The organism is Mesorhizobium sp. M0195 (assembly GCF_040322115.1).
GTDB lineage: Bacteria > Pseudomonadota > Alphaproteobacteria > Rhizobiales > Rhizobiaceae > Mesorhizobium.
Map to the genome: position 1 here is coordinate 170,323 of NZ_JAMYSV010000007.1, position 24,633 is coordinate 194,955.

At 61.8% G+C, this 24,633-nt stretch carries 23 protein-coding genes; 5 read left to right on the plus strand and 18 right to left on the minus strand.

Annotated features, from left to right (window positions below; translation table 11 throughout):
- Window positions 1-147 precede the first annotated feature (147 nt).
- A complete protein-coding gene (locus NKJ12_RS16715) occupies window positions 148-1,332 on the plus strand; it encodes an amino acid aminotransferase (protein ID WP_352703977.1) in 1,185 nt (394 codons plus the stop codon).
- Window positions 1,333-1,468: 136 nt separating this feature from the next.
- Window positions 1,469-2,293 (plus strand): nucleoside triphosphate pyrophosphohydrolase, encoded by an 825-nt coding sequence (mazG, locus tag NKJ12_RS16720; protein WP_352703979.1) that lies wholly within the window; start codon window positions 1,469-1,471, stop codon window positions 2,291-2,293.
- 5 nt (window positions 2,294-2,298) lie between these two features.
- Here mazG and hflX read toward each other — a convergent pair whose 3' ends face one another.
- From hflX to dusB, 8 genes are all read right to left on the minus strand, one after another.
- Window positions 2,299-3,690 (minus strand): GTPase HflX, encoded by a 1,392-nt coding sequence (hflX, locus tag NKJ12_RS16725; RefSeq protein ID WP_352703981.1) that lies wholly within the window; start codon window positions 3,688-3,690, stop codon window positions 2,299-2,301.
- Window positions 3,691-3,936: an RNA chaperone Hfq gene (gene hfq / locus NKJ12_RS16730; protein WP_006202172.1), complete on the minus strand. Its 246-nt coding sequence runs from the start codon at window positions 3,934-3,936 to the stop codon at window positions 3,691-3,693.
- Between the two features lie 145 nt (window positions 3,937-4,081).
- Window positions 4,082-4,945, minus strand: coding sequence for a D-amino-acid transaminase (locus NKJ12_RS16735; protein ID WP_254817202.1), 864 nt, complete (start codon window positions 4,943-4,945; stop codon window positions 4,082-4,084).
- Between the two features lie 90 nt (window positions 4,946-5,035).
- Window positions 5,036-6,397: a nitrogen assimilation response regulator NtrX gene (ntrX, locus tag NKJ12_RS16740; protein ID WP_254817201.1), complete on the minus strand. Its 1,362-nt coding sequence runs from the start codon at window positions 6,395-6,397 to the stop codon at window positions 5,036-5,038.
- Entirely contained in the window at window positions 6,387-8,672 is a 2,286-nt protein-coding gene (locus NKJ12_RS16745; RefSeq protein ID WP_352478832.1) for a sensor histidine kinase NtrY-like, read from the minus strand. The genes ntrX and NKJ12_RS16745 overlap by 11 nt, the downstream gene beginning before the upstream one ends.
- 128 nt (window positions 8,673-8,800) lie before the next feature.
- A complete protein-coding gene (gene ntrC, locus NKJ12_RS16750; RefSeq protein ID WP_254817199.1) occupies window positions 8,801-10,261 on the minus strand; it encodes a nitrogen regulation protein NR(I) in 1,461 nt (486 codons plus the stop codon).
- Window positions 10,258-11,400: a two-component system sensor histidine kinase NtrB gene (locus NKJ12_RS16755; protein ID WP_352703985.1), complete on the minus strand. Its 1,143-nt coding sequence runs from the start codon at window positions 11,398-11,400 to the stop codon at window positions 10,258-10,260. The genes ntrC and NKJ12_RS16755 overlap by 4 nt, the downstream gene beginning before the upstream one ends.
- On the minus strand, window positions 11,397-12,425 hold the full coding sequence (gene dusB, locus NKJ12_RS16760; RefSeq protein WP_352703987.1) for a tRNA dihydrouridine synthase DusB: 1,029 nt from the start codon (window positions 12,423-12,425) through the stop codon (window positions 11,397-11,399). The genes NKJ12_RS16755 and dusB overlap by 4 nt, the downstream gene beginning before the upstream one ends.
- Window positions 12,426-12,606: 181 nt before the next feature.
- Between dusB and NKJ12_RS16765 the strand changes: the two genes are divergently transcribed.
- Window positions 12,607-13,827, plus strand: a complete 1,221-nt coding sequence (locus NKJ12_RS16765) for a bifunctional 2-C-methyl-D-erythritol 4-phosphate cytidylyltransferase/2-C-methyl-D-erythritol 2,4-cyclodiphosphate synthase (RefSeq protein WP_352703989.1) — start codon at window positions 12,607-12,609, stop codon at window positions 13,825-13,827.
- Window positions 13,824-14,333 carry a CinA family protein gene (locus NKJ12_RS16770; protein WP_254817196.1) on the plus strand — a complete coding sequence of 170 codons (510 nt, stop codon included), beginning with the start codon at window positions 13,824-13,826 and terminating at the stop codon, window positions 14,331-14,333. Before NKJ12_RS16765 ends, NKJ12_RS16770 begins: the two co-directional genes overlap by 4 nt.
- Here NKJ12_RS16770 and NKJ12_RS16775 read toward each other — a convergent pair.
- The 10 genes from NKJ12_RS16775 to eno all read right to left on the minus strand — a co-directional run bounded on the left by NKJ12_RS16775 (window position 14,309) and on the right by eno (window position 24,268).
- Window positions 14,309-14,770, minus strand: a complete 462-nt coding sequence (locus NKJ12_RS16775; RefSeq protein ID WP_352703991.1) for a type II toxin-antitoxin system RatA family toxin — start codon at window positions 14,768-14,770, stop codon at window positions 14,309-14,311. The genes NKJ12_RS16770 and NKJ12_RS16775 overlap by 25 nt on opposite strands.
- A 12-nt stretch (window positions 14,771-14,782) precedes the next feature.
- Window positions 14,783-15,748, minus strand: a complete 966-nt coding sequence (gene lipA, locus NKJ12_RS16780; protein ID WP_352478827.1) for a lipoyl synthase — start codon at window positions 15,746-15,748, stop codon at window positions 14,783-14,785.
- A 137-nt stretch (window positions 15,749-15,885) separates the two neighbouring features.
- Window positions 15,886-16,143 carry a GlsB/YeaQ/YmgE family stress response membrane protein gene (locus tag NKJ12_RS16785; RefSeq protein ID WP_023675081.1) on the minus strand — a complete coding sequence of 86 codons (258 nt, stop codon included), beginning with the start codon at window positions 16,141-16,143 and terminating at the stop codon, window positions 15,886-15,888.
- Between the two features lie 98 nt (window positions 16,144-16,241).
- Entirely contained in the window at window positions 16,242-17,687 is a 1,446-nt protein-coding gene (gene lpdA, locus NKJ12_RS16790) for a dihydrolipoyl dehydrogenase (protein ID WP_352703993.1), read from the minus strand.
- An 11-nt stretch (window positions 17,688-17,698) separates the two neighbouring features.
- Entirely contained in the window at window positions 17,699-18,337 is a 639-nt protein-coding gene (locus tag NKJ12_RS16795) for an SGNH/GDSL hydrolase family protein (RefSeq protein WP_352703995.1), read from the minus strand.
- 137 nt (window positions 18,338-18,474) lie between these two features.
- Window positions 18,475-19,908: a pyruvate dehydrogenase complex dihydrolipoamide acetyltransferase gene (locus NKJ12_RS16800; protein ID WP_352703997.1), complete on the minus strand. Its 1,434-nt coding sequence runs from the start codon at window positions 19,906-19,908 to the stop codon at window positions 18,475-18,477.
- A 17-nt stretch (window positions 19,909-19,925) separates the two neighbouring features.
- Window positions 19,926-21,311, minus strand: coding sequence for a pyruvate dehydrogenase complex E1 component subunit beta (locus NKJ12_RS16805; RefSeq protein ID WP_352703999.1), 1,386 nt, complete (start codon window positions 21,309-21,311; stop codon window positions 19,926-19,928).
- A 15-nt stretch (window positions 21,312-21,326) separates the two neighbouring features.
- Window positions 21,327-22,367 carry a pyruvate dehydrogenase (acetyl-transferring) E1 component subunit alpha gene (gene pdhA, locus NKJ12_RS16810; RefSeq protein WP_352507419.1) on the minus strand — a complete coding sequence of 347 codons (1,041 nt, stop codon included), beginning with the start codon at window positions 22,365-22,367 and terminating at the stop codon, window positions 21,327-21,329.
- Window positions 22,368-22,538: 171 nt separating this feature from the next.
- The gene (locus NKJ12_RS16815; RefSeq protein WP_352704002.1) at window positions 22,539-22,859 is read right to left on the minus strand and encodes an FtsB family cell division protein; all 321 of its coding nucleotides are present in this window, start codon (window positions 22,857-22,859) and stop codon (window positions 22,539-22,541) included.
- Between the two features lie 134 nt (window positions 22,860-22,993).
- Window positions 22,994-24,268, minus strand: a complete 1,275-nt coding sequence (gene eno / locus NKJ12_RS16820; RefSeq protein WP_352704004.1) for a phosphopyruvate hydratase — start codon at window positions 24,266-24,268, stop codon at window positions 22,994-22,996.
- A 213-nt stretch (window positions 24,269-24,481) separates the two neighbouring features.
- Here eno and NKJ12_RS16825 point away from each other — a divergent pair, with 213 nt between their 5' ends.
- A complete protein-coding gene (locus NKJ12_RS16825; protein WP_084642452.1) occupies window positions 24,482-24,604 on the plus strand; it encodes a hypothetical protein in 123 nt (40 codons plus the stop codon).
- The last annotated feature ends 29 nt before the right edge of the window (window positions 24,605-24,633 follow it).

Sequence of the window (24,633 nt, forward strand, 5' to 3'; positions counted from 1 at the left end):
TCTCTCTGGGAGATCTCGCGCCTGCCCTCGCCCGGCAGATAGTATCGGCCGCCCTCGAGACAAACCGACGCCGAGTTGGCGCATATGAAACTGCTGGCAAAGCACGGCCGGTTTGCGTATCACTCCGCCGCCAACGGAAACTTATCGATGTTCGAAAATCTCCAGCCCGCGCCTGCCGACAAGATCCTGGCCTTGATCGGCCTCTATCGCGCCGACCCGCGTCCCGACAAGGTCGATCTCGGGGTCGGCGTCTATAAGGATCGCGACGGCAAGACGCCGGTGATGCGCGCGGTGCGCGAAGCCGAAAAGCGGTTGCTGCAGGGCCAGGATACCAAGACCTATCTCGGCCTTGCCGGGGATACCGCCTTCAACGCGGCGATGGCCAGGTTGGTGTTCGGCCCAGCTGCCGACATGACACGCATTCGTGCGGGGCAGGCGCCCGGCGGCTCCGGCGCGCTGCGGCTGGTGGCAGAGCTGCTGAAAAGGACCCGCACCGACGCGATGGTCTGGCTGTCGGATCCGACATGGCCGAACCACACGCCGGTGATGCGCGCCGCTGGCCTGCAGACACGCGAATATCCCTATTTCGACGCTGCTTCCGGTGCGGTTCGCTTCGACGACATGCTGAATGCATTGAGAACCGCGAATCCTGGCGACGTCGTATTATTGCATGGCTGTTGCCATAACCCGACGGGCGCCAATCTAGACATCCCGCAATGGGCTGCCATTGCCGATCTTGTCGTTGAGCGCGGTCTGCTGCCCTTTGTCGACATCGCCTATCAGGGCTTTGGCGACGGGCTTGATGCGGATGCCGCCGGCTTGCGCCTTCTGGCGGCAAAAGTTCCGGAAATGGTCGTTGCCTCGAGCTGCTCGAAGAACTTTGCCGTCTATCGCGACCGAGTCGGTGCAGCGCTGATCATGGCGAAAGACGGCGCGCAGGCGGATTTGGCGATGGGGCAGATGCTGTCGGCGGCACGTGCCATGTATTCGATGCCGCCGGACCACGGCGCGGCGGCGGTGCGCATCGTGCTCGAAGACCCCGCATTGCGTTCCGATTGGGAGGCAGAGCTTGAAGAGATGCGGCTGCGCATGCTGCGGCTGCGCGTCCAGTTCGCCGAGGCGCTGCGGCGGCAGTCCAACTCCGACCGTTTCGATTTCGTCGCCAGCCATCGCGGCATGTTTTCCCGGCTTGGCCTGTCGGAAGCGCAAGTCGAGCGGCTGCGCGCCGAGCATGGCATCTACATGGTCGGCGACAGCCGCATCAACGTTGCCGGGCTGCCCGAGGACGGCATGGATGCGCTCGCCAAGGCGATCGTCTCCGTGGTCGACTGATGCTTTTGCTAACTAGGATCTTCCGGAAACCGGCTTCCACTTTCGTATCATTGTCTGGCGGCCCATCTGTGGACAAGGCGCCCTCACCGGCTGAAGCCGTTGGCCGCACAGCCGTGTACAGGATAGCGTTTCCCAGATGAAACCCTCGAAAGACATTTCCCGGCTGATCGAGATCATGGCAGCGCTACGGGCGCCGGAAACCGGTTGCCCGTGGGATATCGAGCAGGACTTTTCGACAATCGCGCCATACACGATCGAGGAAGCCTACGAAGTGGCGGACGCCATTGCGCGCGGCGACCTCGACAATTTGCGGGATGAGCTCGGCGATCTCCTTCTGCAAGTGATCTACCACGCGCAAATGGCCGAGGAGGCCGGCGAATTTTCATTCGGCGATGTGGTCCAGGCCATCACCACAAAAATGATCCGCCGCCATCCCCATGTCTTCGGCGACGACAAGGCGCGCAGCGCCGGCATGGCCAAGGGCATGTGGGAAAAGATCAAGGCAGAGGAAAAGGCGGAGAAGCGCAGTGCGCGCCTCACCCGTGGGCTCGACCCGGAAGACCATGGCAAGGGCTTTCTCGACAGCGTGCCGGTCGCGCTGCCCGCGCTGACCCGGGCGCTCAAGCTGCAGGAAAAGGCCGCCCGCGTCGGCTTCGACTGGAGCGAGGCGGCACCGATCCTCGAAAAAATAGAGGAGGAGATCGGCGAATTGCGCGAAGCGCTGGCCAAAGGCGACAGCGCGCCGATCAAGGATGAGTTCGGCGACATGCTGTTTGCGGTCGTCAATCTCGGCCGGCACCTCAAAATTGATTCCGAAGCGGCACTCAGCGGCACCAACGAAAAATTCCGGTCGCGCTTCCACTATGTCGAGCGGACGCTGCAAGCGTCGGGAAACAGCCTCGAAGAAGCGACGCTGGACGAGATGGAAGCGCTCTGGCAGCAAGCGAAAAGCGCGAAGTAACGCCCCTACCCGTTGTTTTGACGGCGCAATCGGCTTTCGATCTCCTGCCGGGCGCTGTGCGTGGCCTTGAGCGCGATGGTCACGCTGCCATCCTCATTGTCATCACGCAAGACGATGTCGCCGTTGCGGTAAAGCCAGTCGACGACGGCGAGTTGGTCGGGCTTGAGCGTGACGGTGAACGTCTCCAGTTCGCCCGACATCATTGTCTCGATGATCGCCTTCAGCGCATCGATGCCCTCGCCGGTCACCGCCGATATGGCGATTGGCGGTGCCTTCTTGCCGTCAGCACCATCAGCAAGCAGCCGCGCCCGGTTGCCCTCGTCGAGCCGGTCGATCTTGTTCCATACTTCGATGACGCGCTTGCTATCGCGGGCATCGACGCCGAGATCGGCAAGGATGCGCTCGACATCTTCGGCTTGCGCGGCCGTATCGGGATCGGAGATGTCGCGCAGATGAATGACGAGGTCTGCCTCGACCACTTCCTCCAGCGTCGCCCTGAAGGCCGCGACCAGATGCGTTGGCAGGTCGGAAATGAAGCCGACCGTATCGGAAAGGATGATCGGCGTACCGTGCGGCAGGCGCACGCGGCGCAGCGTCGGGTCGAGCGTGGCAAACAGCATGTCTTCGGCCAGCACCCCTGCTCCGGTTAGCCGGTTGAACAGCGTCGACTTGCCGGCATTGGTGTAGCCGACGATCGCCACCACCGGAAATGGCACCTTCTTGCGCTTGGCGCGGTGCAGGTCGCGGGTGCGGCGCACGGTTTCGAGCTCGTGCTTCAGCTTGGTGATCTTGTCCTGCAGCACACGCCGATCCGACTCGATCTGGGTCTCGCCAGGACCGCCGAGAAAGCCGGCGCCGCCGCGCTGGCGCTCGAGGTGGGTCCAGCTTCGGACAAGGCGGCCCTTCTGGTAGTTGAGATGGGCAAGGTCGACCTGCAGCGTGCCTTCCTTGGTGCGGGCGCGCTCGCCGAAAATCTCCAGGATCAGCCCGGTGCGGTCGAGCACCTTGGCGTTCAACTCTTTTTCGAGGTTGCGCTGCTGTACCGGGGTCAGCGGATGATCGACAATGACCACTTCCGCGTGGCCCTCTTTGACGATCTCGGCGAACTCCGCGACCTTGCCGCTGCCGAGCAGGGTCGCCGGACGTGGAACATTGACGGTCACCACCGCCGTGTGGACCAAGTCAAGGTCGATGGCGCTGGCGAGGCCGACCGCCTCGTCGCGACGGGCCTCGGCGGAACGGGTCAGGCGCGGACGATTGGTATCGTCGTCGCCACGCGGCTGCCGGGTAAGCACCGGCACGATGACCACCGCCCGGGTCCGACCGTTGGCCTCTGTCCCGGTCTGATGTGCTGGTTTTCCGCGAACGCTGCGGTCCGCGTCTTTCTCACGTGCCAATCAGGCGCCCTGGCTTTCCTCACCATCGAACATCTGAACCGGCTGGCTCGGCATGATCGTGGAAATAGCGTGCTTGTAGACAAGCTGGGAATGGCCGTCGCGACGCAGCAGAACGCAGAAATTATCGAACGAAGTGACCACGCCGGTCAGCTTCACGCCGTTGATGAGAAAGATGGTGAGTGGGTTTTTGCTCTTGCGAACTGAATTCAGGAACAGGTCCTGAAGATTTTGCGATCGTTCCGCCATTGTTCTTGTCTTTCGCCGATCCCCTTCGGTTTGCAGGCCAATGCGCCAAATTAGCCGGCACATGTCAAGCACGCAAACACCATCTTGCCGTCAGTAACGACAAGCAGAACGAGATATATTGATGTTCATTCCATCTGTGCGGTTATCAGGCTGGACTTTTTTCCGCAACGTCAAAAAAGGCCTGCCGTAATGAAACTGTTATCGAGCCCGGGTGGCCGTTGGCGACGGGAGCGCCATCGATCGCCACCACCGGCATGGCAATCGTGGTTGCAGAGCTGATGAAAACCTCGCGCGCGGCCTTGGCTTCGGCAACCGAAAAGCCGCGCTCCTCAATCTTCAGGCCGAGCTTGGCGGCGACATCGAACAGCGTCGTGCGGGTGATGCCGCGCAGGATGCCGTGCTCGGCGGGCCGTGTCACCAGCACGCCGTCCCTAGTGATGATCCACGCGTTCGACGATCCACCCTCCTTGACGGTACCGTCAACATCAACGAACCAGGCCTCCTGAGCGCCGGCTTCCTTGGCTTTCTGCTTGGCCAGCACGTTCGGCAGCAGGCCGACCGACTTGATATCGACCCGATCCCATCGGTTCTCCGGCACCGTGATGACCCGGATCCCGCTCTCGGCCCGCTTCGCGGCAACTGCAGGATCGGCTTTTTTCGCGATCACCACCAGCGACGGCTTCGTGCCCGCCGGCGGGAAGAAAAACTCGCGGCTGGCCACGCCGCGTGTCACCTGGACGTAGACCAGACCGTCGACGACATGGTTGCGGCGCACCACCTCGCGCATGACGAGCGGTAGCACGCCGCGCGTGATCGGCCAATCGATCGAGAGTTCGGTAAGTGAGCGGTTCAATCGAGCGAGATGGCGCGGCATGTCGACGATGAAGCCTCGTGCCACCTCGCAGACCTCGTAGACGCCATCGGCGAATTGATAGCCACGGTCTTCGATATGCACGGAAGCTTCGGCGTGAGCGACATAGCGCCCGTTAACATAGGCAATGCGCGGCATGGCAAATCCCTGGAAGAAGTCCCAGCTTTCTTATGCGATTCCAAGGACCGCAGTAACCGATAATTGCGTAGGCCACGACTGGTTTGGCTGTCAGACGCCCAGCGACTTCAGCTTGCGGTGCAATGCAGAGCGTTCCATGCCGATAAACTCTGCCGTCTTCGAGATGTTGCCGCCAAAACGGTTGATCTGGGCGATCAGATAATCCTTTTCGAATTGTTCGCGTGCTTCACGCAGCGGCAGCGCCATTATGTGCTGATCGGACTTGTTTGGAGTGCGCGGCATGACGTCGCCGATCTCGGCAGGCAAGAGGTCGGCGGTGATCGGCGCATCGACATCATCGCCACGCGCCAGGATCATCAGACGCTCGACATTGTTTCGCAACTGCCGAACGTTGCCCGGCCAGTTGTGCGCCTGCAGCACCGCCAGCGCGTCGTCGCCGATGCGACGCGGCTTGATGCCGGCCTGGCGAGCGATCTGCTTCATGAAATTGTCGACCAGATAAGGAATGTCCTCGCGACGCTCGGCCAGTCCCGGCACCATGACCGGAACCACGGCCAGGCGATGATAAAGGTCCTCACGGAACCGGCCGTCGGCGATCATGGCTTCGAGGTTCTGCGAGGTCGACGAGATGATGCGCACGTCGACCTTGACCCGCTTGGTGCCCCCTACCCGCTCGAACTGCTGTTCGACCAGCACGCGCAGGATCTTGTTTTGCGTCTCGCGCGGCATATCGGCCACTTCATCGATGTAGAGAATGCCGCGATGGGCTTCCTCCAGCGCGCCGACCTTGCGTTCGACGCCGTTCGATTCGGTGCCGAACAGCTCGATCTCCATACGCTCAGGCGTGATGTTGGCGGCGCTCAGCGTCACAAAAGGTGCACTCTTGCGCGCCGACAATGCGTGGATGGCGCGCGCCGCCAGTTCCTTGCCCGAGCCGGAGGGGCCGATAATCATGACGCGGCTGTTGGTCGGCGCGACGCGCTCGATGGTCTGGCGCAATTGGCTCATTGCCGACGACATGCCGATGAGGTCGAAAGTCTCGCCGCTGCGCAATTTGAGATCCGAAACCTCGCGTCTCAATTTGGACGTTTCAAGCGCCCGTTCGGCAATAAGGATCAGCCTGTCGGCCTTGAACGGCTTTTCAATAAAATCATAGGCGCCGCGGCGGATGGCCGAGACCGCCGTTTCGATATTGCCGTGGCCCGAGATCATCACCACCGGCAGGTTCGGGTGCATCGTCTTGATCTCGTCCAGCAAAGCGAGGCCATCGAGCCGCGAACCCTGCAGCCAGATGTCGAGGAAGATCAGCCGGGGTGCTCGGTCGGCGACCGCCGCCAGCGCGCTGTCGGCGTCAAACGCCGTGCGTGTTTCGTGACCTTCGTCGCTCAGGATACCGGCGACGAGTTCGCGGATGTCTTCCTCGTCATCGACGATGAGAATATCAGACGCCATTACCGACCTTTTCAGTTTCTTTTTCGTGTTCCGTCTTGCCCTCGCCGCGTATCGGAACTGTGGCGGCAACCGGCAGGATGATGCTGATCATTGCACCCCGCCCATCGTGGAAGTCCGCTGGTGCATCGTGCAATTCGAGTCGCCCGCCATGGTCCTCCACGATCTTCTTGACGATAGCGAGGCCAAGCCCGGTGCCTTTCTCGCGTGTCGTCATGTAAGGCTCGAGCAAGCGCTGCCGGTTTTCGCGCGGCAAGCCCCTGCCGTTGTCGATGACGTCGATTCGAATCGCGCCATTCTGACGTCCGGCTTGAATCCGGATTATGCCGTGCGGACGATCCTCTGCATCAAGTCCGTCGATGGCTTCGGCGGCATTCTTGATGACGTTGCCGAACGCCTGCGCCATCAGGCGGCTGTCGAACGTGCCTTTGAGCGGCTCATTGCCGAAGACGCGCTCGAAGGTGATGTCGGCGCGGCTTACTTCGACCAGGAACGAGGCCTCGCGCAACGAATCGCGCAGATCGATTGCCTTCATTTCCGGTTTCGGCATGCGGGCGAACGCCGAGAACTCGTCGACCATGCGGCCGATGTCCTCCACTTGCCGGATGATGGTGTCGGTGCATTGATCGAAAACCTCACGGTCCTCGGTGATGACCTTGCCGTAACGGCGCTTGATGCGCTCGGCCGAAAGCTGGATCGGCGTCAGCGGGTTCTTGATCTCGTGGGCGATGCGCCGCGCCACGTCGGCCCATGCAGAGGAACGCTGTGCCTGGACCAGATCGGTAATGTCGTCGACTGTCACGACGTAGGACTTATCCTCCGAACCGTCGTCGCCGGCTTCAATCGTGATCTGCACGTTGAAGGTCCGTTCGGTGCCGGCACGATAGAAGGTGACCTGTTCGCGATAGACCGGCTTGCCCGATTTGCGGCCGATCTCGAAGACGCGGCCGACATGCGGCAGCACCGCGGAAAGGTTCTGCCCAAGCGCTGCCGGAGCGGATATGGCCAGCATGGTTTCGGCCGAACGGTTGACGATGGTGACGATGCCATATGGATCGACGCCGATGACCCCGGCGGTGACGCCGGCAAGCACCGCCTCCGAAAAGCGCCGCCGCTCGTCGATCAAATCCTTGGCCGACAGGATCTCGTTGCGCTGCGATTTCAGCTCCATCAGCATCTTGTTGAAGGTGTCGCCGAGCGAGGCGACGTCACCGTCGGAGGGGCGGACAGGCACGGCTACGTCGAGATTGCCGGTAGCGACCTCGTCGGCCGCGCCGATGAGCTGACGAATCGGCCGCACCAGGCGGTCGGCCACCGCAATGCCGGTCCAGATGGCGGACAGGATGATGATCAGCGTCAGCGACAGATAGGGAAGCGCGAAAGCCACTTGCGAGGTGCGGCGATTGTCTTCGAGACCGCGATATTCGGCGGTGTTGGATTTGACGATCTGCCGCGCCTTGATCACCTCGGGATCGACGAGGCGGATGGTGTAAAGATAGAGGCCGTCGATCTCGCGCAGCTTGACGATGGCACCCATGATGTTGCGGGTGCGCGGTTCTATCAGCACCGGCTTGCCGTCTGCAGCGCTTGCCACGGCGCCCTCAGGCGGCTCTGGCATGGCAAAGTCCGCGTCGGTCTTGGCGCTCATGACGAAGGAACCATCGGGCTTGATGAGTGCCGCGTGCGCCAGCGAGCGACCCACCGCCTCCTTGTTCATGAGGTCGAGGAAACCGGTACGATCGAGGCCGTAAAGCGTGCGCGAAGCGTCGAGGTCGTAAGCCATCGACAACGTCGTGCCCTGAAGATTTCGCGCGTTTTCCTGCACATAGGCGTCAGCGATCGACAACGACGAATTGACGATCGTCTTGGTGCGGATCTCGAACCAGCGGTCGAGGCCGATGTCGAGCGTGATCGACGCGATGATCGCCACCATGATGGCGGGGATGGCGGCGACCAGCGCAAACATCGCCACTATGCGCACATGCAGCCGCGACGCAGCCTTGCCATGCCGTCGTGCCATCAGGATGCGATGCACCTCGCGGCCGACCAGCAAAATCAGAAACAGGACGAACGCCGCATTAAGCGCAATCAGCGCCAGCGTCGTCCTCGCGTCGGGCGTGATCGGCGTCGCACCGACCAGAATGGCGAAGGAGATCGCCGCCGTCACCAGCGCACCGGCAATGGCGATCACGCCCGGCAGCGCAAGCAGCCGGCGACCGTCTCGCGCGCCCGTATTGCTGAAAAGCGATTTGCTCAGTGTCGGTGCGTGCAGGGCCATGTCGCTGTCTAGAGCCAGTGATTACGTCGGATGTATGCAACGCATTGTGGCGATTATGCAACAAGTGTGGCCTAGACGGAAATCTTTCGGCAATCGATCCCCTGGAAAGCGCTCGTAAAGGGATTCGTCTAGACCTGCCTGGACGATTTGTAGACGTTGACGCCGAGTTCGCGAATCTTCTTGCGCAGCGTGTTGCGGTTGAGCCCCAGCAATTCGGCAGCCTTGATCTGGTTACCGCGCGTTGCGGTCATCGAGGCGAGGACCAGCGGATATTCGACCTCAGAGAGGATTCGCTGATAGAGCCCGGCCGGGGGCAGGTCGCCGGCAAACGAGGCAAAATAGCGTTGCAGGAAATGCTCCACCGCCTGGCCGATGGAAAGGTCATCGGGAATGAGGTTGCCGCCACCTGGAACGACAGGCCTTTCGCCGGTCTTCAACTCCGCCTCGATGATCTCGGCGGAAATCTCGTCCTGCGAATACAGTGCGGCCAGCCTGCGAATGAGGTTTTCGAGTTCGCGCACATTACCGGGCCATGGGTAGCGCTTCATCAGCTCGATGCCGCCGGTGGAAATGCGCTTGGTCTGCAAGCCTTCACTGACGCCGAGCTTGAAGAAGTGGCGGACGAGGTCCGGAATGTCCTCCGACCGCTCGCGCAGCGCCGGCAGCCTGAGCGGCACAACATTCAAGCGGTAGAACAGGTCCTCGCGGAAAAGCCCCTGATTAATCAGTGTGCGCAGGTCCTTGTTGGTGGCAGCGACGATGCGCACGTCGGTCTTGATCGGCGTGCGGCCGCCGACCGTGGTGTATTCGCCCTGCTGCAACACACGCAGCAGCCGCGTCTGCGCTTCCATCGGCATATCACCGATCTCGTCGAGGAAGAGCGTGCCGCCTTCGGCCTGCTCGAAACGGCCGGTGGAGCGGTTCTGCGCGCCGGTAAAGGCGCCCTTCTCGTGCCCGAACAACTCCGATTCGATCAGGTCGCGCGGGATCGCCGCCATGTTGATAGCGACGAACGGACCGCCTCGGCGGCGGCCGTATTCATGCAGCGCGCGCGCCACCAGTTCCTTGCCGGTACCCGACTCGCCGCTGATCATGACCGTCAGGTCGGTCTGCATCATGCGCGCCAGCATGCGGTAGATGTCCTGCATGGCCGCCGAGCGGCCGACCAGCGGCATCGTTTCCGGCGGCTCGTCGGCCCGCGTATCGATCTTCGGCCGCCGCGGCTCGGAAAGAGCGCGGTTGACGATGTTCAGCAGCTCCGTCAGGTCGAACGGTTTCGGCAGATACTCGTAGGCCCCGGTTTCGGAGGCACGAATTGCTGTCATGAACGTGTTCTGCGCACTCATGACGATGACCGGCAGTTCCGGTCGCGCCTTCTTGATGCGCGGCAGCATGTCGAAGGCGTTCTCGTCAGGCATGACAACGTCGGTGATAACCAGATCGCCCTCGCCCGCCGCAACCCAGCGCCACAGCGTCGAAGCGTTGGAGGTGACACGCACGTCGTGGCCGACGCGCGAAAGCGCCTGGTTGAGGACAGTGCGGATGGCCGCATCGTCGTCGGCGACGAGAATATTGCCGCGAACGGTCATTTGCGGTCTCCTTCACCGTCGTCGTCGGTGCCAAACTGGGTTTCTTTCCACGCCGGCATCAGGATGCGGAAAGTGGTGCCGCGCGGGGTCGATTCGCATTCAATGATGCCGCCATGCTCGCCGACGATCTTTGCGACCAGCGCCAGACCGAGACCGGAGCCGTTCGGCTTGGTGGTGATGAAAGGATCGAAGAGGATCGGCAGGATGTCTTCGGAAACACCCGAACCGTTGTCACGCACGCAGAATTCCAATGGCAGCGATACGCGGTCCTGGGTCCCGGGTACGGAAACACGGATGCCCGGACGGAAGGCGGTCGATAGCATGATCTCGCCCTGCGGATCACTGCCGATCGCCTCGGCGGCATTTTTTACCAGATTGAGAAACACCTGGATGAGCTGGTCGCGATTGGCAAAAACCGGAGGCAATGATGGATCATAGTCCTCCAATATCTTGATTCGCTTGGCAAAACCGTTCTTGGCGATTGCCTTGACATGGTCGAGCACGACATGGATGTTGACGGGGTAGCGGTCGATCGGCCGCTCGTCGGAAAACACCTCCATGCGGTCGACCAGCGAGACAATGCGGTCGGTCTCGTCGGTGATCAGCCTGGTCAGTGCGCGATCCTCGTCGGACGCCGACAGCTCTAGCAACTGCGCAGCACCACGAATGCCGGACAGCGGGTTCTTGATCTCATGGGCAAGCATCGCGGCGAGGCCGGTGACCGAGCGTGCCGCACCGCGATGCGTCATCTGCCGGTCGATCTTGTCGGCCATTGAGCGTTCCTGGAACATCACCACGACCGAGCCTGGAAATTCCGTCACTGGTGCGACGTAGAGGTCGACCACCTTCTCGATGCCGAGACGTGGCGACGACACGTCGACCCGGTATTCGTTGACCGGCGCCCGGCGCTCGCGCACCTGGTCGACAAGCGTCAGCAGCGGGCTGCCGAAAGGAATGAGCTTGTGCAGCGTGTTGCGGGCGAGCATCGTGGCGCTCGACCGGAAAAAATCCTCGGCATCGGCATTGGCGAAGGTGATGAAACCTTCCGGATCGACCATGATCACCGGCCGGCGAATGGTGTTGAGCACAATATGCGCGGCGTCCGCCATATCCGTGCTCTGTGTGACGGTAGCGTTCATGCCGCACTCCGCAGGTTCGCCGCTTCGGGAGCGGTTGAAAACATGTCGCGCAGCAACGCAATGACACGCCCAGGCTCGAAAGACGTGAGTATGGTCTTGCGCCGGTCGTCGCTTGTGCCGCCGGCGTGGCGGTCGAGATACCAGCCGAGATGCTTGCGCGCCTGGCGCACTCCGCTTTCCACGCCATAGAGCGCCAGCATGTCTTCGTAATGGGCAATGACGTAGTCGGCCAGCGCTTGCGGGCTTTCCGGCATGCTGGATACCGGCTCGGCCAGCGCGGCCGCTACAATGCTGCCGGCCGTCCACGGCGCGCCATAGTGCGCGCGGCCGACCATCACCGCGTCGGCGCCAGACTGCTCGAGGATCGACGCGGCCTCTGCCGGCGAGCCGACATCGCCATTGGCAACGACCGGGATCGAGACCGCCTGCTTGACGCGTGCGATGGCACGCCAGTCGGCCTTGCCCTGATAGAACTGGCAACGCGTGCGGCCGTGCACCGTCACCATCTTCACCCCGGCCTGCTCGGCGCGTCGCGCCAGCATCGGCGCGTTGAGCGCGCCTTCGTCCCACCCGAGCCGCATCTTGACCGTGACTGGCACCGCGATCGCGCCGACTACCGCTTCGATCAGCGACAACGCGTGGTCGAGGTCTCGCATCAGTGCCGAACCGGCATAGCCGCCCGTCACCTTTTTGGCCGGACAGCCCATGTTGATGTCGATGATGTCGGCGCCTTCGCCGACCGCGATTCGCGCGCCTTCGGCCATGTGCATTGCCTCGTGGCCGGCAAGCTGGACCATGTGGACAGGCAGCCCGGAATGACGGATGCGCAGGCTGGAACCAGCCCTGCCCTTTGCAAGCTCACCGCTCGCCACCATTTCCGATACGACCAGCCCGGCGCCATGCGCATGCGCGCGTTGCCGGAACGGTTCGTCGGTGATGCCCGACAGGGGCGCGAGAAATACGCGATTGCGGATTCTCACGCCACCCACATCCAGCGGCGAAGCTAATTTGGTCACATCAGGCATGCACAAAAACCAAGCACCTTCGGTTGCTGCACATTCTCTAGCCAGAACGACGGCAATGTGCAACGCGCAATGTCGTGACATTAAGGCGCATTTGGGAAAAAAACGGATCGCCGCACCGCATCAATCCTGGGTCTTTCAAAAGCGATACCACTTTTCGGGATCATGCGTTAAGCGTCTCGGCATGAGAGATGTGAGCGAAAAGCAAGCTGCGGACGACAAGGTCGCCGTGGTCATCGTTGCTGCCGGCCGCGGCGCGCGCGCTGGACAGGCCAATGGGCCGAAGCAGTACCAGCAAATTGGCGGCGGCGCCGTTATTGCACGCACGCTCGGTGCCTTTCTGACGCATCCGAAGATTGGACCTGTCGTCGTTGCTATTCATGCCGACGACGGCGCGCTTTTCCGCCGTGCGGCCGGTGCGAACGCCGACCGTGTCGTCGCTGTGACCGGCGGTACGTCACGGCAGGAGTCCGTCCGCCTTGGACTGCTGGCGTTGAGAAGCAATGCGCCGGGCCGGGTTCTGATCCATGATGCGGCCCGGCCGTTTGTCGATGCGGAACTAATAGACCGCACGATCGCAGCTATTGGCGAGCGCCAGGGGGCACTGCCTGCTTTGCCGGTTGCCGATACGCTCAAGCGCGAAACGGCCGAAGGCATGATCGGCGAAACCGTGTCCAGGGCCGGGCTTTATGCCGCACAGACACCGCAAGGCTTTCCGTTCTGGCCGATCCTGGCTGCGCACGAAAAGGCTCATCATCTGGGCAAAGCGGATTTCACCGACGATGCGGCAATCGCCGAATGGGCGCATATTCCGGTGAAGATCGTTCCCGGCTCGCCGGACAACGTCAAACTGACCTGGGCACGGGATATTGCAATGGCGGATCAGCGGCTTTCTAGCGCCCCACGTTTTCCCGACATCCGAACGGGCAATGGCTATGACGTCCATGCGTTCGAGCCCGGCGACCATGTCACCCTGTGCGGCGTCGCCATTCCACACGACAGGAAATTGTCCGGCCATTCGGATGCCGATGTCGGTCTCCACGCCTTGACCGACGCCCTGCTCGCCACCTGCGGCGCCGGTGACATCGGCACGCATTTCCCGCCCTCCGACCCACAGTGGAAAGGGGCCGCTTCACGCATCTTCGTCGAACACGCGGCCAAGCTGGTGCGCGCGCGCGGCGGGCGCATCGCCAACGCCGATATCACCCTGATCTGCGAGACGCCGCGCGTCGGCCCGCATCGCGAGGCCATGACCGAAACGCTTTCCGCAATCCTGCGAATTTCGCTCGATCGCATTTCGATCAAGGCGACAACCAATGAGAAGCTCGGCTTCGTCGGCCGTGAGGAAGGCATAGCGGCCATCGCGACCGCCAGCGTCGTGTTTCCAGGGGATGTCCCCGAGTGAGCAATAGCGATCTCGCAGATGCCCTGCTTCAGGCCTGCCAGCAGCGCGGCATCACGCTGGCGACGGCCGAGAGCTGCACCGGCGGCATGATCATCGCCGCCCTGACCGACATCGCCGGCTCTTCCGCGGTGGTCGATCGCGGCTTCATCACCTATTCCAACCAGGCCAAGACCGAGATGCTCGGCGTCTCGGCCGCTACGCTCGAGGCGCACGGCGCGGTCTCGCGCGAGACCGCAGTGGAGATGGCGGCCGGAGCCTTGGCCCATTCGCCGGCCGGGCTTGCACTGGCGGTAACTGGCATCGCCGGTCCGGCCGGCGGCTCGGCGGAAAAACCTGTCGGCCTGGTCTGGTTCGGCGTTGCCGTGGCTGGCCGGCCGGTAGTCAGCGAATGCCAGCTGTTCGCCGACAAGGGCCGTGATTTCATCCGCCGGGAGACGGTCCGGCATGCGCTTGAGCTGGGTCTGCGCGCGCTCGCTGCGGATCAGGCTGCCGATGGCGCGCCGTAGATGATTTCGGCCCTTTTCTCGAACGCCTCGGAGAACATGCGGAAGGCGCGGTCGAACATGGTTCCCATCAACGCCCCCAAAATGCGGCTCTTGAACTCGTAGTCGATAAAGAAGCAGACGTTGCAACCGCCGCCGTCGGCCGGGTCGAAGCGCCAGACATTGCTCAGATATTTGAAAGGGCCGTCAATGTATTTCACATCGATGGTGTTCTCGTCCGGATTCAGCAGCACCTGCGTGGTAAAGGTCTCGCGGATCGCCTTGTAGCCGATGCTCATGTCGGCGATGAGCAAGGTGCGTCCGTCGCGTTCCTTGCGTGAGCGAACCGTCAGTGCCTCGCAAAGCGGCAGGAATTGCGGATAGGATTCGACATCGGCGACCAGAGCGAACATCTGCTCCGGCGTATGCGCGACGCGGCGATGGGCTTCGAATTGTGGCATGAAACCAGTTTGTTAGGCGGACTTCCTGAGAAACGCTTCACGCGCCGCGCGTAGTCTGGCGAAATCGTCGCCGGCATGGTGCGACGAGCGCGTCAGCGGGCTCGACGCCACCAGCAGGAAGCCCTTGGTCCTGCCGATCGTCTCGAAGGACTTGAATTCCTCAGGCGTGACGAAGCGGATCACCGGATGGTGTTTCTTCGACGGCTGCAGATATTGGCCGATGGTCATGAAGTCGACATTGGCCGAACGCAGGTCGTCCATCAGTTGCAGGATTTCGTTCCGCTCCTCGCCAAGGCCAACCATGATGCCGGACTTGGTGAAGATCGAGGGGTCAAGCTCCTTGACCCGCTGCAAGAGCCTGATCGAGTGGAAATAGCGCGCGCCCGGCCGAACCGTCAGATAGTTAGACGGCACGGTCTCGAGATTATGGTTGAAAACATCCGGCTTGGCCGCCACGACGATCTCCAGCGCACCGTCCTTGCGCAGGAAATCGGGCGTCAGGATTTCGATCGTCGTCAACGGGGTTGCTGCCCTGATCGCACGGATGACATCGGCAAAATGCTGGGCCCCGCCATCCGCGAGATCGTCGCGATCGACGGAGGTGATGACGACATGGCTCAAGCCCATCTGCTTGACCGCATGCGCGACACGCGCCGGCTCGTCGGGATCGAGTGCGGTCGGGATGCCGGTGGCGACATTGCAAAAGGCGCAGGCCCGCGTGCAGATCTCGCCCATGATCATGAAGGTGGCGTGCTTCTTCTCCCAGCACTCGCCGATATTGGGGCAGCCCGCCTCTTCGCAAACCGTCACTAGCTTGTGAGACTTCACGATTTCGCGCGTCTCGGCATAGCCTTTCGACATCGGCGCCTTGACGCGGATCCAGTCGGGCTTGCGCAGTACGTCCTGATCCGGCTTGTGCGCCTTTTCGGGATGCCGCAGGCGCGGCGCATTGGCAATCGTGTCGAGGACGGTGACCATGTGAAACCCGGCTCATTGGCAAGCGCTTGTCCAGCGCTCGCTCTACCCACGTCATCTAGGACTTTTCGGCGAAAAGAAAAAGGCCGCGATCACGCATGCCGCGGTGGCCTTTTTCGCATAGCAAGTGCCGACAGAGGTTAGCGGCGCACCAGTCGTCCGACCGCAATCAGAATGCAGGCGCCGATGAAGCCGGTGATCAGATAGGCGATCCAGCCGACGCCGAAGATGCCGATGTTCAGGGCCTGCAAGATGGCGTTCAACACGATTGCGCCGACAATGCCGAGAACGATGTTCATGAGGATGCCGGTATTGCTCTTCATGACCATCTCGGCGAGCCATCCCGCCAGGCCACCGATGATGATTGCTGCTACCCAGCCCACGCCGTTCATTTCCATATGCCCTCTCCTTGTATGATGGATGATGCCTGCGAAACGAATTGCTCTGCCGTCGAGTTCCGTTGTGTCTTCCCTGTGAGACTCGCCCAACTAATTTATCATGCATTCAGTGCGCGACCATAGGCGTCGAGTACACTCTCCTTCATCATCTCTGACAGGGTCGGGTGCGGGAAGATCGTGTGCATCAGCTCTTCCTCGGTGGTCTCCAGATTCATCGCCACGACGAAGCCCTGGATCAGTTCGGTTACTTCTGCGCCGACCATGTGGGCACCCAGCAACTGGCCGGTCTTCTTGTCGAAAATGGTCTTGACGAAGCCTTGGTCCTCGCCGAGCGCAATCGCTTTGCCGTTTGCCGCGAACTGAAAGCGGCCGACACGGATGTCCTTTCCGTCGGCTTTCGCTTTGGCTTCTGTCAGTCCGACCGAGGCGACTTGCGGATTGCAATAGGTGCAGCCTGGGATCTTCAGCTTGTCGGTGGCATGCACGCCGGGGAAATTGGCGATCTTTTCCACACAGACCACGCCCTCATGCTCGGCCTTGTGGGCGAGCATCGGCGGTCCGGCAACGTCGCCAATGGCGTAGACGCCCGGCACGTTGGTCTTGCCGTAGCCGTCGACGACGACGCAACCGCGGTCGGTCTTCACGCCGAGCGTCTCGAGGCCGAGGTTTTCGATGTTACCCTGTACGCCGACGGCCGAGATCATACGATCGGCGGTGATCTTCTCGACCTTGCCGTCCTTCATCTCGACATGCGCGGTGACCGAACTGGCGCCCTTCTCGACCTTGGTTACCTTGGCTTCGAGGATGATCTTCATGCCCTGCTTCTCGAACTGCTTTTGCGCAAACTTCGACACTTCGGCGTCCTCGACCGGCATCACGGCTGGCAGCAGTTCGACCACCGTCACCTCGGCGCCCATGGTGCGGTAGAACGAGGCGAACTCGATGCCGATGGCGCCCGAGCCCATCACCAGCAGCGATTTTGGCATCTCTTTCGGCACCATCGCCTCGAAATAGGTCCAGATCAACTTGCCATCAGGCTCGATGCCGGGCAGCGCGCGCGGCCTGGCGCCGGTCGCCAGAATGATGTGCTTGGCGCTATAGGTGCCCTCACCCTTGACGCCCTTGGGCGCCGGCGGCTGCGGCTCCATCGGCTTCTTCGACGATTTTGACACGACGATCTCGCCAGGTTTGGTCAGTTTGGCTTCGCCCCAGATGACGTCGACCTTGTTCTTCTTCATCAAGAAGCCGACGCCGCCGTTGAGTCGCAGCGAGACCTTTCGTGATCGATCGACGACGGCGGCTGTGTCGACGCTGACCTTGCCATCGTTCTTCAGGCCGTAGTCCTTCAGATGATCCGAATAGTGCATGATCTCGGCGGAGCGCAGTAGCGCTTTGGTCGGAATGCAGCCCCAGTTGAGGCAGATGCCACCCAAGTGCTCGCGCTCGACGATCGCCGTCTTGAAGCCAAGCTGCGCCGAACGCACTGCAGTGACATAGCCGCCGGGGCCGGAGCCGATGATGATGACGTCGTAGTTCTCAGCCACGGCTTTCTCCTTCACAATTCCAACATGAGGCGCACGAGCGGCGCCAGCGCTTGCCCGACGTTCCGCGTGTTTTCGGCATCGAGATGGACGCCGTCGAGCGGCGTGGTTTTGGCCACCGTGCCGGCATCGAAGAAGCCACAGCCGGCCTCGTCGGCAAGGGCGGAATATTGCGGCGCCAGCCGCTTTGACGCGTCATCGCCGCCAGCGAACATTTCCTTGAACTCGGCGTTTTCCGTGCGGCTGACTACGGGCGGCGCGACGATCAGGATCTGCGGCGCCGGCCAATTGAACGGGTAATCGTGACAGCGCACGATATCGATCAGGCGTTGCATGCCTTGCTTGGCCGCGACCGGATTACCATGAATCCACGGCTTCATATCGTTGGCGCCGAGCATAATAATGATCAAGTCGATCGGTGCGTGCGTCGTCAGGATTGTTGGCAACAGCCTTGCGCCATTGCGGTCCGCCCCGGCCAAGTGATCGTCGAAGGCTGTGGTTCGGCCATTCAGGCCTTCGGCAACGACCTCGACGCCGCTGCCCAATGCCGCCTGCAGCACGCTCGGCCAGCGATCTTCCAGCGGGTGCCGGCCGAGGCTTGCCGCGTCATAGCCCCAGGTCAGCGAATCGCCATAGCAGAGGACCGTTTTCATGCGTTTTCCCCCCTCCAACAAAGACCTATCCGCAATCGCTACCGCCCGAACAGCCAATGTACGATAATCGTTTACGAGCCGGATTGGATGGAGGCGAAAAGGCTGGTGTAGAATTTCCGCACCGCCCTGTTCCCCGCTTAGACCAGCATGCCCATCGGATTTTCGATCATGCGCTTGAAGGCGACGAGCAGCTCGGCGCCGAGCGCACCGTCGACTGCGCGGTGATCGGTCGACAGCGTCACCGACATGATTGTTGCGATCTTGATCTCGCCGTTCTTCACCACCGCGCGTTGCTCGCCGGCGCCGACCGCCAGGATCGTCGCGTGCGGCGGGTTGATGACGGCAGAAAAATCCTTGACGCCGAACATGCCGAGATTGGACACCGCCGTGGTGCCGCCCTGATATTCTTCCGGCTTCAGCTTGCGGCTGCGGGCGCGCCCGGCAAGGTCCTTCATCTCGTTGGAGATAACGGACATCGTCTTTTCGTCAGCACGCCGGATGATCGGGGTGATCAGGCCGCCGGGGATCGATACGGCAACGCCGACATCGGCGTGCTTGTGCTTGATCATGGCGTTTTCTGTCCACGACGCATTGGCATCCGGAACCGCCATCAGCGCCATGGCAAGAGCCTTGATGACCATGTCGTTGACCGACAGCTTGTAGGCCGGCGTTTCGCCCTTCTCGGTCTTCTTCACCGGGGCGGCCGCATTGATCTGTGTGCGCAGGGCCAGAAGTGCATCGAGTTCGCAGTCGAGCGTCAGATAGAAATGCGGGATGGTGGTCTTGGCCTCGACCAGCCGCCGCGCAATCGTCTTGCGCATACTGTCATGCGGGACAAGATCGTAGGAACCTTCGGCGAACAGTTTGAGCACCTGCTCGTCCGGCATCGCCTTGGGTGCTGCGGCGGCAGGCGCCGGAGCGCCGGCGGGGGCCGCTTTTGCTGCTGGTGCCGCCTTGGCGCCGCCACCGGAAATTGCGGCATCGACATCGGCCTTTACCACGCGGCCGTGGGGGCCGGAGCCGGTCAGCGCCGCGACATCTATACCGGCTTCGCTGGCAATGCGCCGGGCCAGCGGCGACGCGAAGATGCGCTCACCGTTTGCCGATTGGCTGATCTCCCCCCGTGTGGGGGAGATGCCAACTGGGGGCAACGAGGGCAGGCCAGAGGGGGGCGCCTCGCTCCCTGCGGCGGGAGGGACAGCGCCCCCCTCTGTCGACTTCGTCGACATCTCCCCCACGGGTGGGGAGATTGGTGCTTTTTCCTGCTTCGCCTCAGCCTTTGCCGGCGCAGCGCCATCACCGCTTTTCGCGGCGGCCGCCGCATCCTCCCCCTCAGCCGCCAAGACCGCGATCAGCGCATTGACCTTGACGCCTTCAGTGCCCGCCGGAACCACCAGCTTGGCGACCGTGCCTTCGTCGACGGCTTCGACTTCCATCGTTGCCTTGTCGGTCTCGATCTCGGCAATCACGTCGCCGGGCGAAACCTTGTCGCCTTCCTTGACCAGCCACTTGGAAAGGTTGCCTTCTTCCATTGTGGGCGACAGCGCCGGCATGGTGATGTTGATAGGCATTTTGTCCTCCGCCCTGCTCAGCGATATGTGACGGCTTTGACCGCCTCGACGACCTCGCCGACATTGGGCAACGCCAGCTTTTCGAGGTTCGCTGCATAGGGCATCGGCACGTCCTTGCCGGCAATGGTGATGACCGGTGCGTCGAGGAAATCGAAGGCACGCTGCGAGACCTGATTGGCGATATGGTCGCCGACCGAGTTCTGCGGAAAGCCTTCCTCGACCACCACCAGGCGATTGGTCTTTTTGACCGAGGCGATGATCGTGTCGAAGTCGAGCGGGCGGATGGTGCGCAAGTCGATTATCTCGGCATCGATGCCCATGCCACGCAACTCCGCCTCGGCCTTAATCGCGTAGGTCATGCCGATGCCGAACGAGACGATGGTCACGTCCTTGCCGGATTTGTGAATGCGCGCCTTGCCGATCGGCAGCACGAAATCGTCCATCTTCGGCACGTCGAAGGAGTGGCCGTAAAGGATTTCGTTCTCGAGGAAGATGACCGGGTTCGGGTCGCGAATCGCCGCCTTGAGCAGACCCTTGGCGTCGGCGGCGGTATAAGGCATCACCACTTTCAGGCCGGGAATATGGCTGTACCAGGCGGCATAGCATTGCGAATGCTGCGCGGCGACGCGGGCAGCCGCCCCGTTCGGGCCGCGAAAGACGATCGGGGCACCCATCTGGCCGCCAGACATGTAGAGCGTCTTGGCGGCAGAATTGATGATCTGGTCGATCGCCTGCATGGCGAAGTTGAAGGTCATGAATTCGACGATCGGCTTCAAGCCGGCCATCGCCGCGCCAACACCAACGCCGGCAAAGCCGTGCTCGGTGATCGGCGTGTCGACCACGCGCCGCGGACCGAATTCCTGCAACAGGCCTTGCGTGATCTTGTAGGCGCCCTGGTACTCGGCAACCTCCTCGCCCATGACAAAGACATCGCCGTCGCGGCGCATTTCCTCCGCCATTGCATCGCGCAAGGCTTCACGTACCGTGGTCGAGACCATTTCGGTGCCGGCCGGGACGTCGGGATCGGCGGCAATTTCCAGCTTGGGTGCGGCGGCAACAGGTGCTGCAGCTTCGCTCTTGGCCGGAGCAGCCGCGGGCGCTTCCGCTTGCGACTCAATGGCCTCCTCGCCGATACCTTCGCCTGCCTCGTCGACGTCTTCGCCATCGACGGCCAGCACAGCGATCAGTGTGTTGACTTTGACACCCTCGGTGCCGGCAGGAACCACGATCTTGGCAAGGGTGCCGTCGTCCACGGCTTCGACTTCCATCGTTGCCTTGTCGGTCTCGATCTCGGCAATGGCGTCACCGGCTACGACCTTGTCGCCCTCTTTCTTCAACCACTTGGAAACATTACCCTCTTCCATGGTCGGCGAGAGGGCGGGCATGAGAATTTCGATCGGCATGTCCTTGCCCTCTCGTTAAAGTACGATGTCGGTCCAGAGCTCGGACGGATCCGGCTCCGCGTCGTTCTGGGCAAATTCTGCGGCGTCGGCGACGACGTCGCGGACTTCCTTGTCGATGGCCTTGAGTTCGTCCTCGCTTGCCCATTTCTTGTCGAGCAACCGCGCCTTGACCTGCTCGATCGGGTCACGTTCGGAGCGCATTTTCTGCACTTCTTCCTTGGAGCGGTATTTTGCCGGATCCGACATCGAATGGCCGCGGTAACGATAGGTCTGCATTTCGAGAATGAGCGGCCCGTTGCCGGCGCGGCACCATTCGGCGGCGAGGTCGCCGGCGGCCTTAACGGCGCGCACATCCATGCCGTCGACCTGGATGCCTGGAATCTTGAAGGAGGCGCCGCGGTGCGAGAAATCCGTCTCGGCCGAAGAGCGCGAGACCGAGGTGCCCATGGCGTAGCGGTTGTTCTCGATGATGTAGATCACCGGAAGCTTCCACAGCGACGCCATGTTGAAGCTTTCGTAGACCTGGCCCTGGTTCGCGGCGCCATCGCCGAAATAGGTCAGCGTCACATTGTTGTTGCCGCGATAGCGGTTGGCGAAGGCAATGCCGGTGCCGAGCGACACTTGCGCGCCGACGATGCCGTGGCCGCCGTAAAAATGCTTCTCCTTGGAGAACATGTGCATGGAGCCGCCCTTGCCTCTCGACAGGCCGCTACGGCGCCCGGTCAGTTCGGCCATGACGCCGCGCGGTGACAACTCCATGGCCAGCATATGACCATGGTCGCGATAGGCGGTGATCATCTGGTCGCCATCGATCAGCGCCATCTTCATGCCGGTAACGACCGCTTCCTGGCCGATGTAGAGGTGGCAGAAACCGCCGATGAAGCCCATGCCGTAAAGCTGGCCGGCCTTTTCCTCGAAGCGGCGGATGAGCAGCATGTGCCGGTAGGCGGCAAGCTCCTGGTCTTTGGTGAATTCAACAGGCTTCGGGGTGGAAAGGCCCGGCGTTTTACCGTCTGATTTGGATTTGGCAGGCGCTTTTCTGGTGGCGGTGGCCATGCATCACTCCCTGTTGGCGTCTCTTGGCGGACAGCGAGGGAGATCAGTTCTCCCACCGATTTGAGGCAGGCTAACATGCAGGGAAGGCTTTCGCCATGCCGAAAACGCATGGCTGTCATGCATCTAAGCAATTAAAATCATTGCAAATATCGCCGATTAACTGAAATCAGGTTATCTTGCGACCGGCAACATAATGGTGATCTCGTCGGCGTGGGACAGATTAAGCGCCTTGCGCGCCTGCTCGTCCAGCATGTCCTTCTCCAGCGTGCCCTCATGCATCAGCTGAACGCGGCGCTCGAGATCGATCCGGCGCGTCCTGACGGCATTGAGCCTGCCCTGCAATTCGGCAGTCTCGGCTTCGAGCTGATACTTGGAATATATCCCGAACTCGCCATGATAGGCATGGAAGCCGAAATAAGTCAGGAACACCACGCAGAGCGAGGGGATGATCAGCCGGCCGGTGTTTCTTTGCTTGTGCTGGCGTGTCCACATGGTCCGAATCCCCTACGCCGCCTTTGTCGCCCGATTGTGCTTAATGGACGGTTACAGCCTGTTGGATTCAGAGCCAGGAAGCAAAAAAGGGCGGGAATGTCCCCGCCCTCGCCGCCACGGATTTTCTCTCGGAATCACCTTTTCACGATCGACTTGCCGGCATATTGCGCCTGCTTGCCGAGCTCCTCCTCAATGCGGATGAGCTGGTTGTACTTGGCCATGCGATCCGAGCGCGACAGCGAGCCCGTCTTGATCTGCCCGCAATTGGTGGCAACGGCGAGGTCGGCGATGGTCGCATCCTCGGTCTCGCCCGAGCGGTGCGACATCACTGCGGTATAGCCGGCCTTGTGCGCGGTCTCTACGGCGTCGAGCGTTTCGGTAAGCGAGCCGATCTGGTTGACCTTGACCAGGATCGAATTGGCGACACCCATGCGGATGCCGTCGCGCAGCCGCGCCGTGTTGGTGACGAACAGATCGTCGCCAACCAGCTGCGTTTGCTTGCCGATGAGATCGGTCAGCATTTTCCAACCGTCCCAGTCATCCTCCGCCAGGCCGTCCTCAATGGTGATGATCGGGTAGTCGGCAGCAAGTTTGGCCAGATATCTGGCCTGTGCCTTCGGGTCGCGGGTTTTCCTCTCGCCTTCATAGACGTAGTTACCATCCTTGAAAAATTCGGTCGCCGCGCAGTCGAGGCCTAGCGCAACCTCCTCGCCAGGCTTGAAGCCAGCCTGCTCGATCGATTCCATGATGAAGTCGAGCGCGGCCGGCGCGCTCTTCAGGTTGGGAGCAAAGCCGCCCTCGTCACCGACATTGGTGTTATGGCCGGCGTCCTTCAGCTTCTTTCGCAGCGTATGAAAGATCTCCGAGCCCCAGCGCACGCCGTCGCGCAGCGTCGGCGCGCCGATCGGCAGGATCATGAATTCCTGGAAATCGATCGGGTTGTCGGCATGCGCGCCGCCATTGATGATATTCATCATAGGCACCGGCAGCACATGGGCCTTGGTACCGCCGACATAACGGTAGAGCGGCAGGTCGGCCGCTTCGGCCGCGGCCTTGGCCACCGCCAGCGACACGCCGAGGACGGCGTTGGCGCCGAGCCGGCTCTTGTTGGCCGTACCATCGAGCTCGATCATGGTCTGGTCGATATGGATCTGATTCTCTGCCTCCATGCCGCCGATCGCCTCGAACAGCTCGCCGTTCACCGCCTCGACCGCCGTGAGCACGCCTTTGCCGAGATAGCGGGGGCCGCCATCGCGCAGTTCGACCGCCTCATGCGCGCCGGTAGAGGCACCGGACGGCACCGCGGCGCGACCCATCGAACCGTCTTCGAGCACGACGTCGACCTCGACGGTCGGATTTCCGCGGCTGTCCAGGATTTCACGCCCGACAATGTCGATGATGGCCGTCATTGCGATGTCCCCGATTGATCGATTGAAGCGTCGCGCACCTCTTAGCCAAAGCGCCGCAAAACGCAATCGGGGCAGTTGCAAATATTGCCCCGCGCCCATTGCCGCTCTTGGGACTCACGAAGCACAAAACACTGTCATCATTTGTCATAGGCCGCATGCCGGTTTCTGGTTTATGGCTGTTGTCGCGCGGGGCGAAACAGGAGGAGTTTCGCCATGTCCCAGTTGAGCGGTATTGTGAGTTTGTTCCTGATCGCGGCTGCGTTCCTGACGTCGTGCGACAATCAGCAACCCCCGCAGGGATCGTCGCCTTTGCCGGCCCTGCAGATTGCGCAGTAGCAACCCGCCACATCGAAAGGCCCCCGATT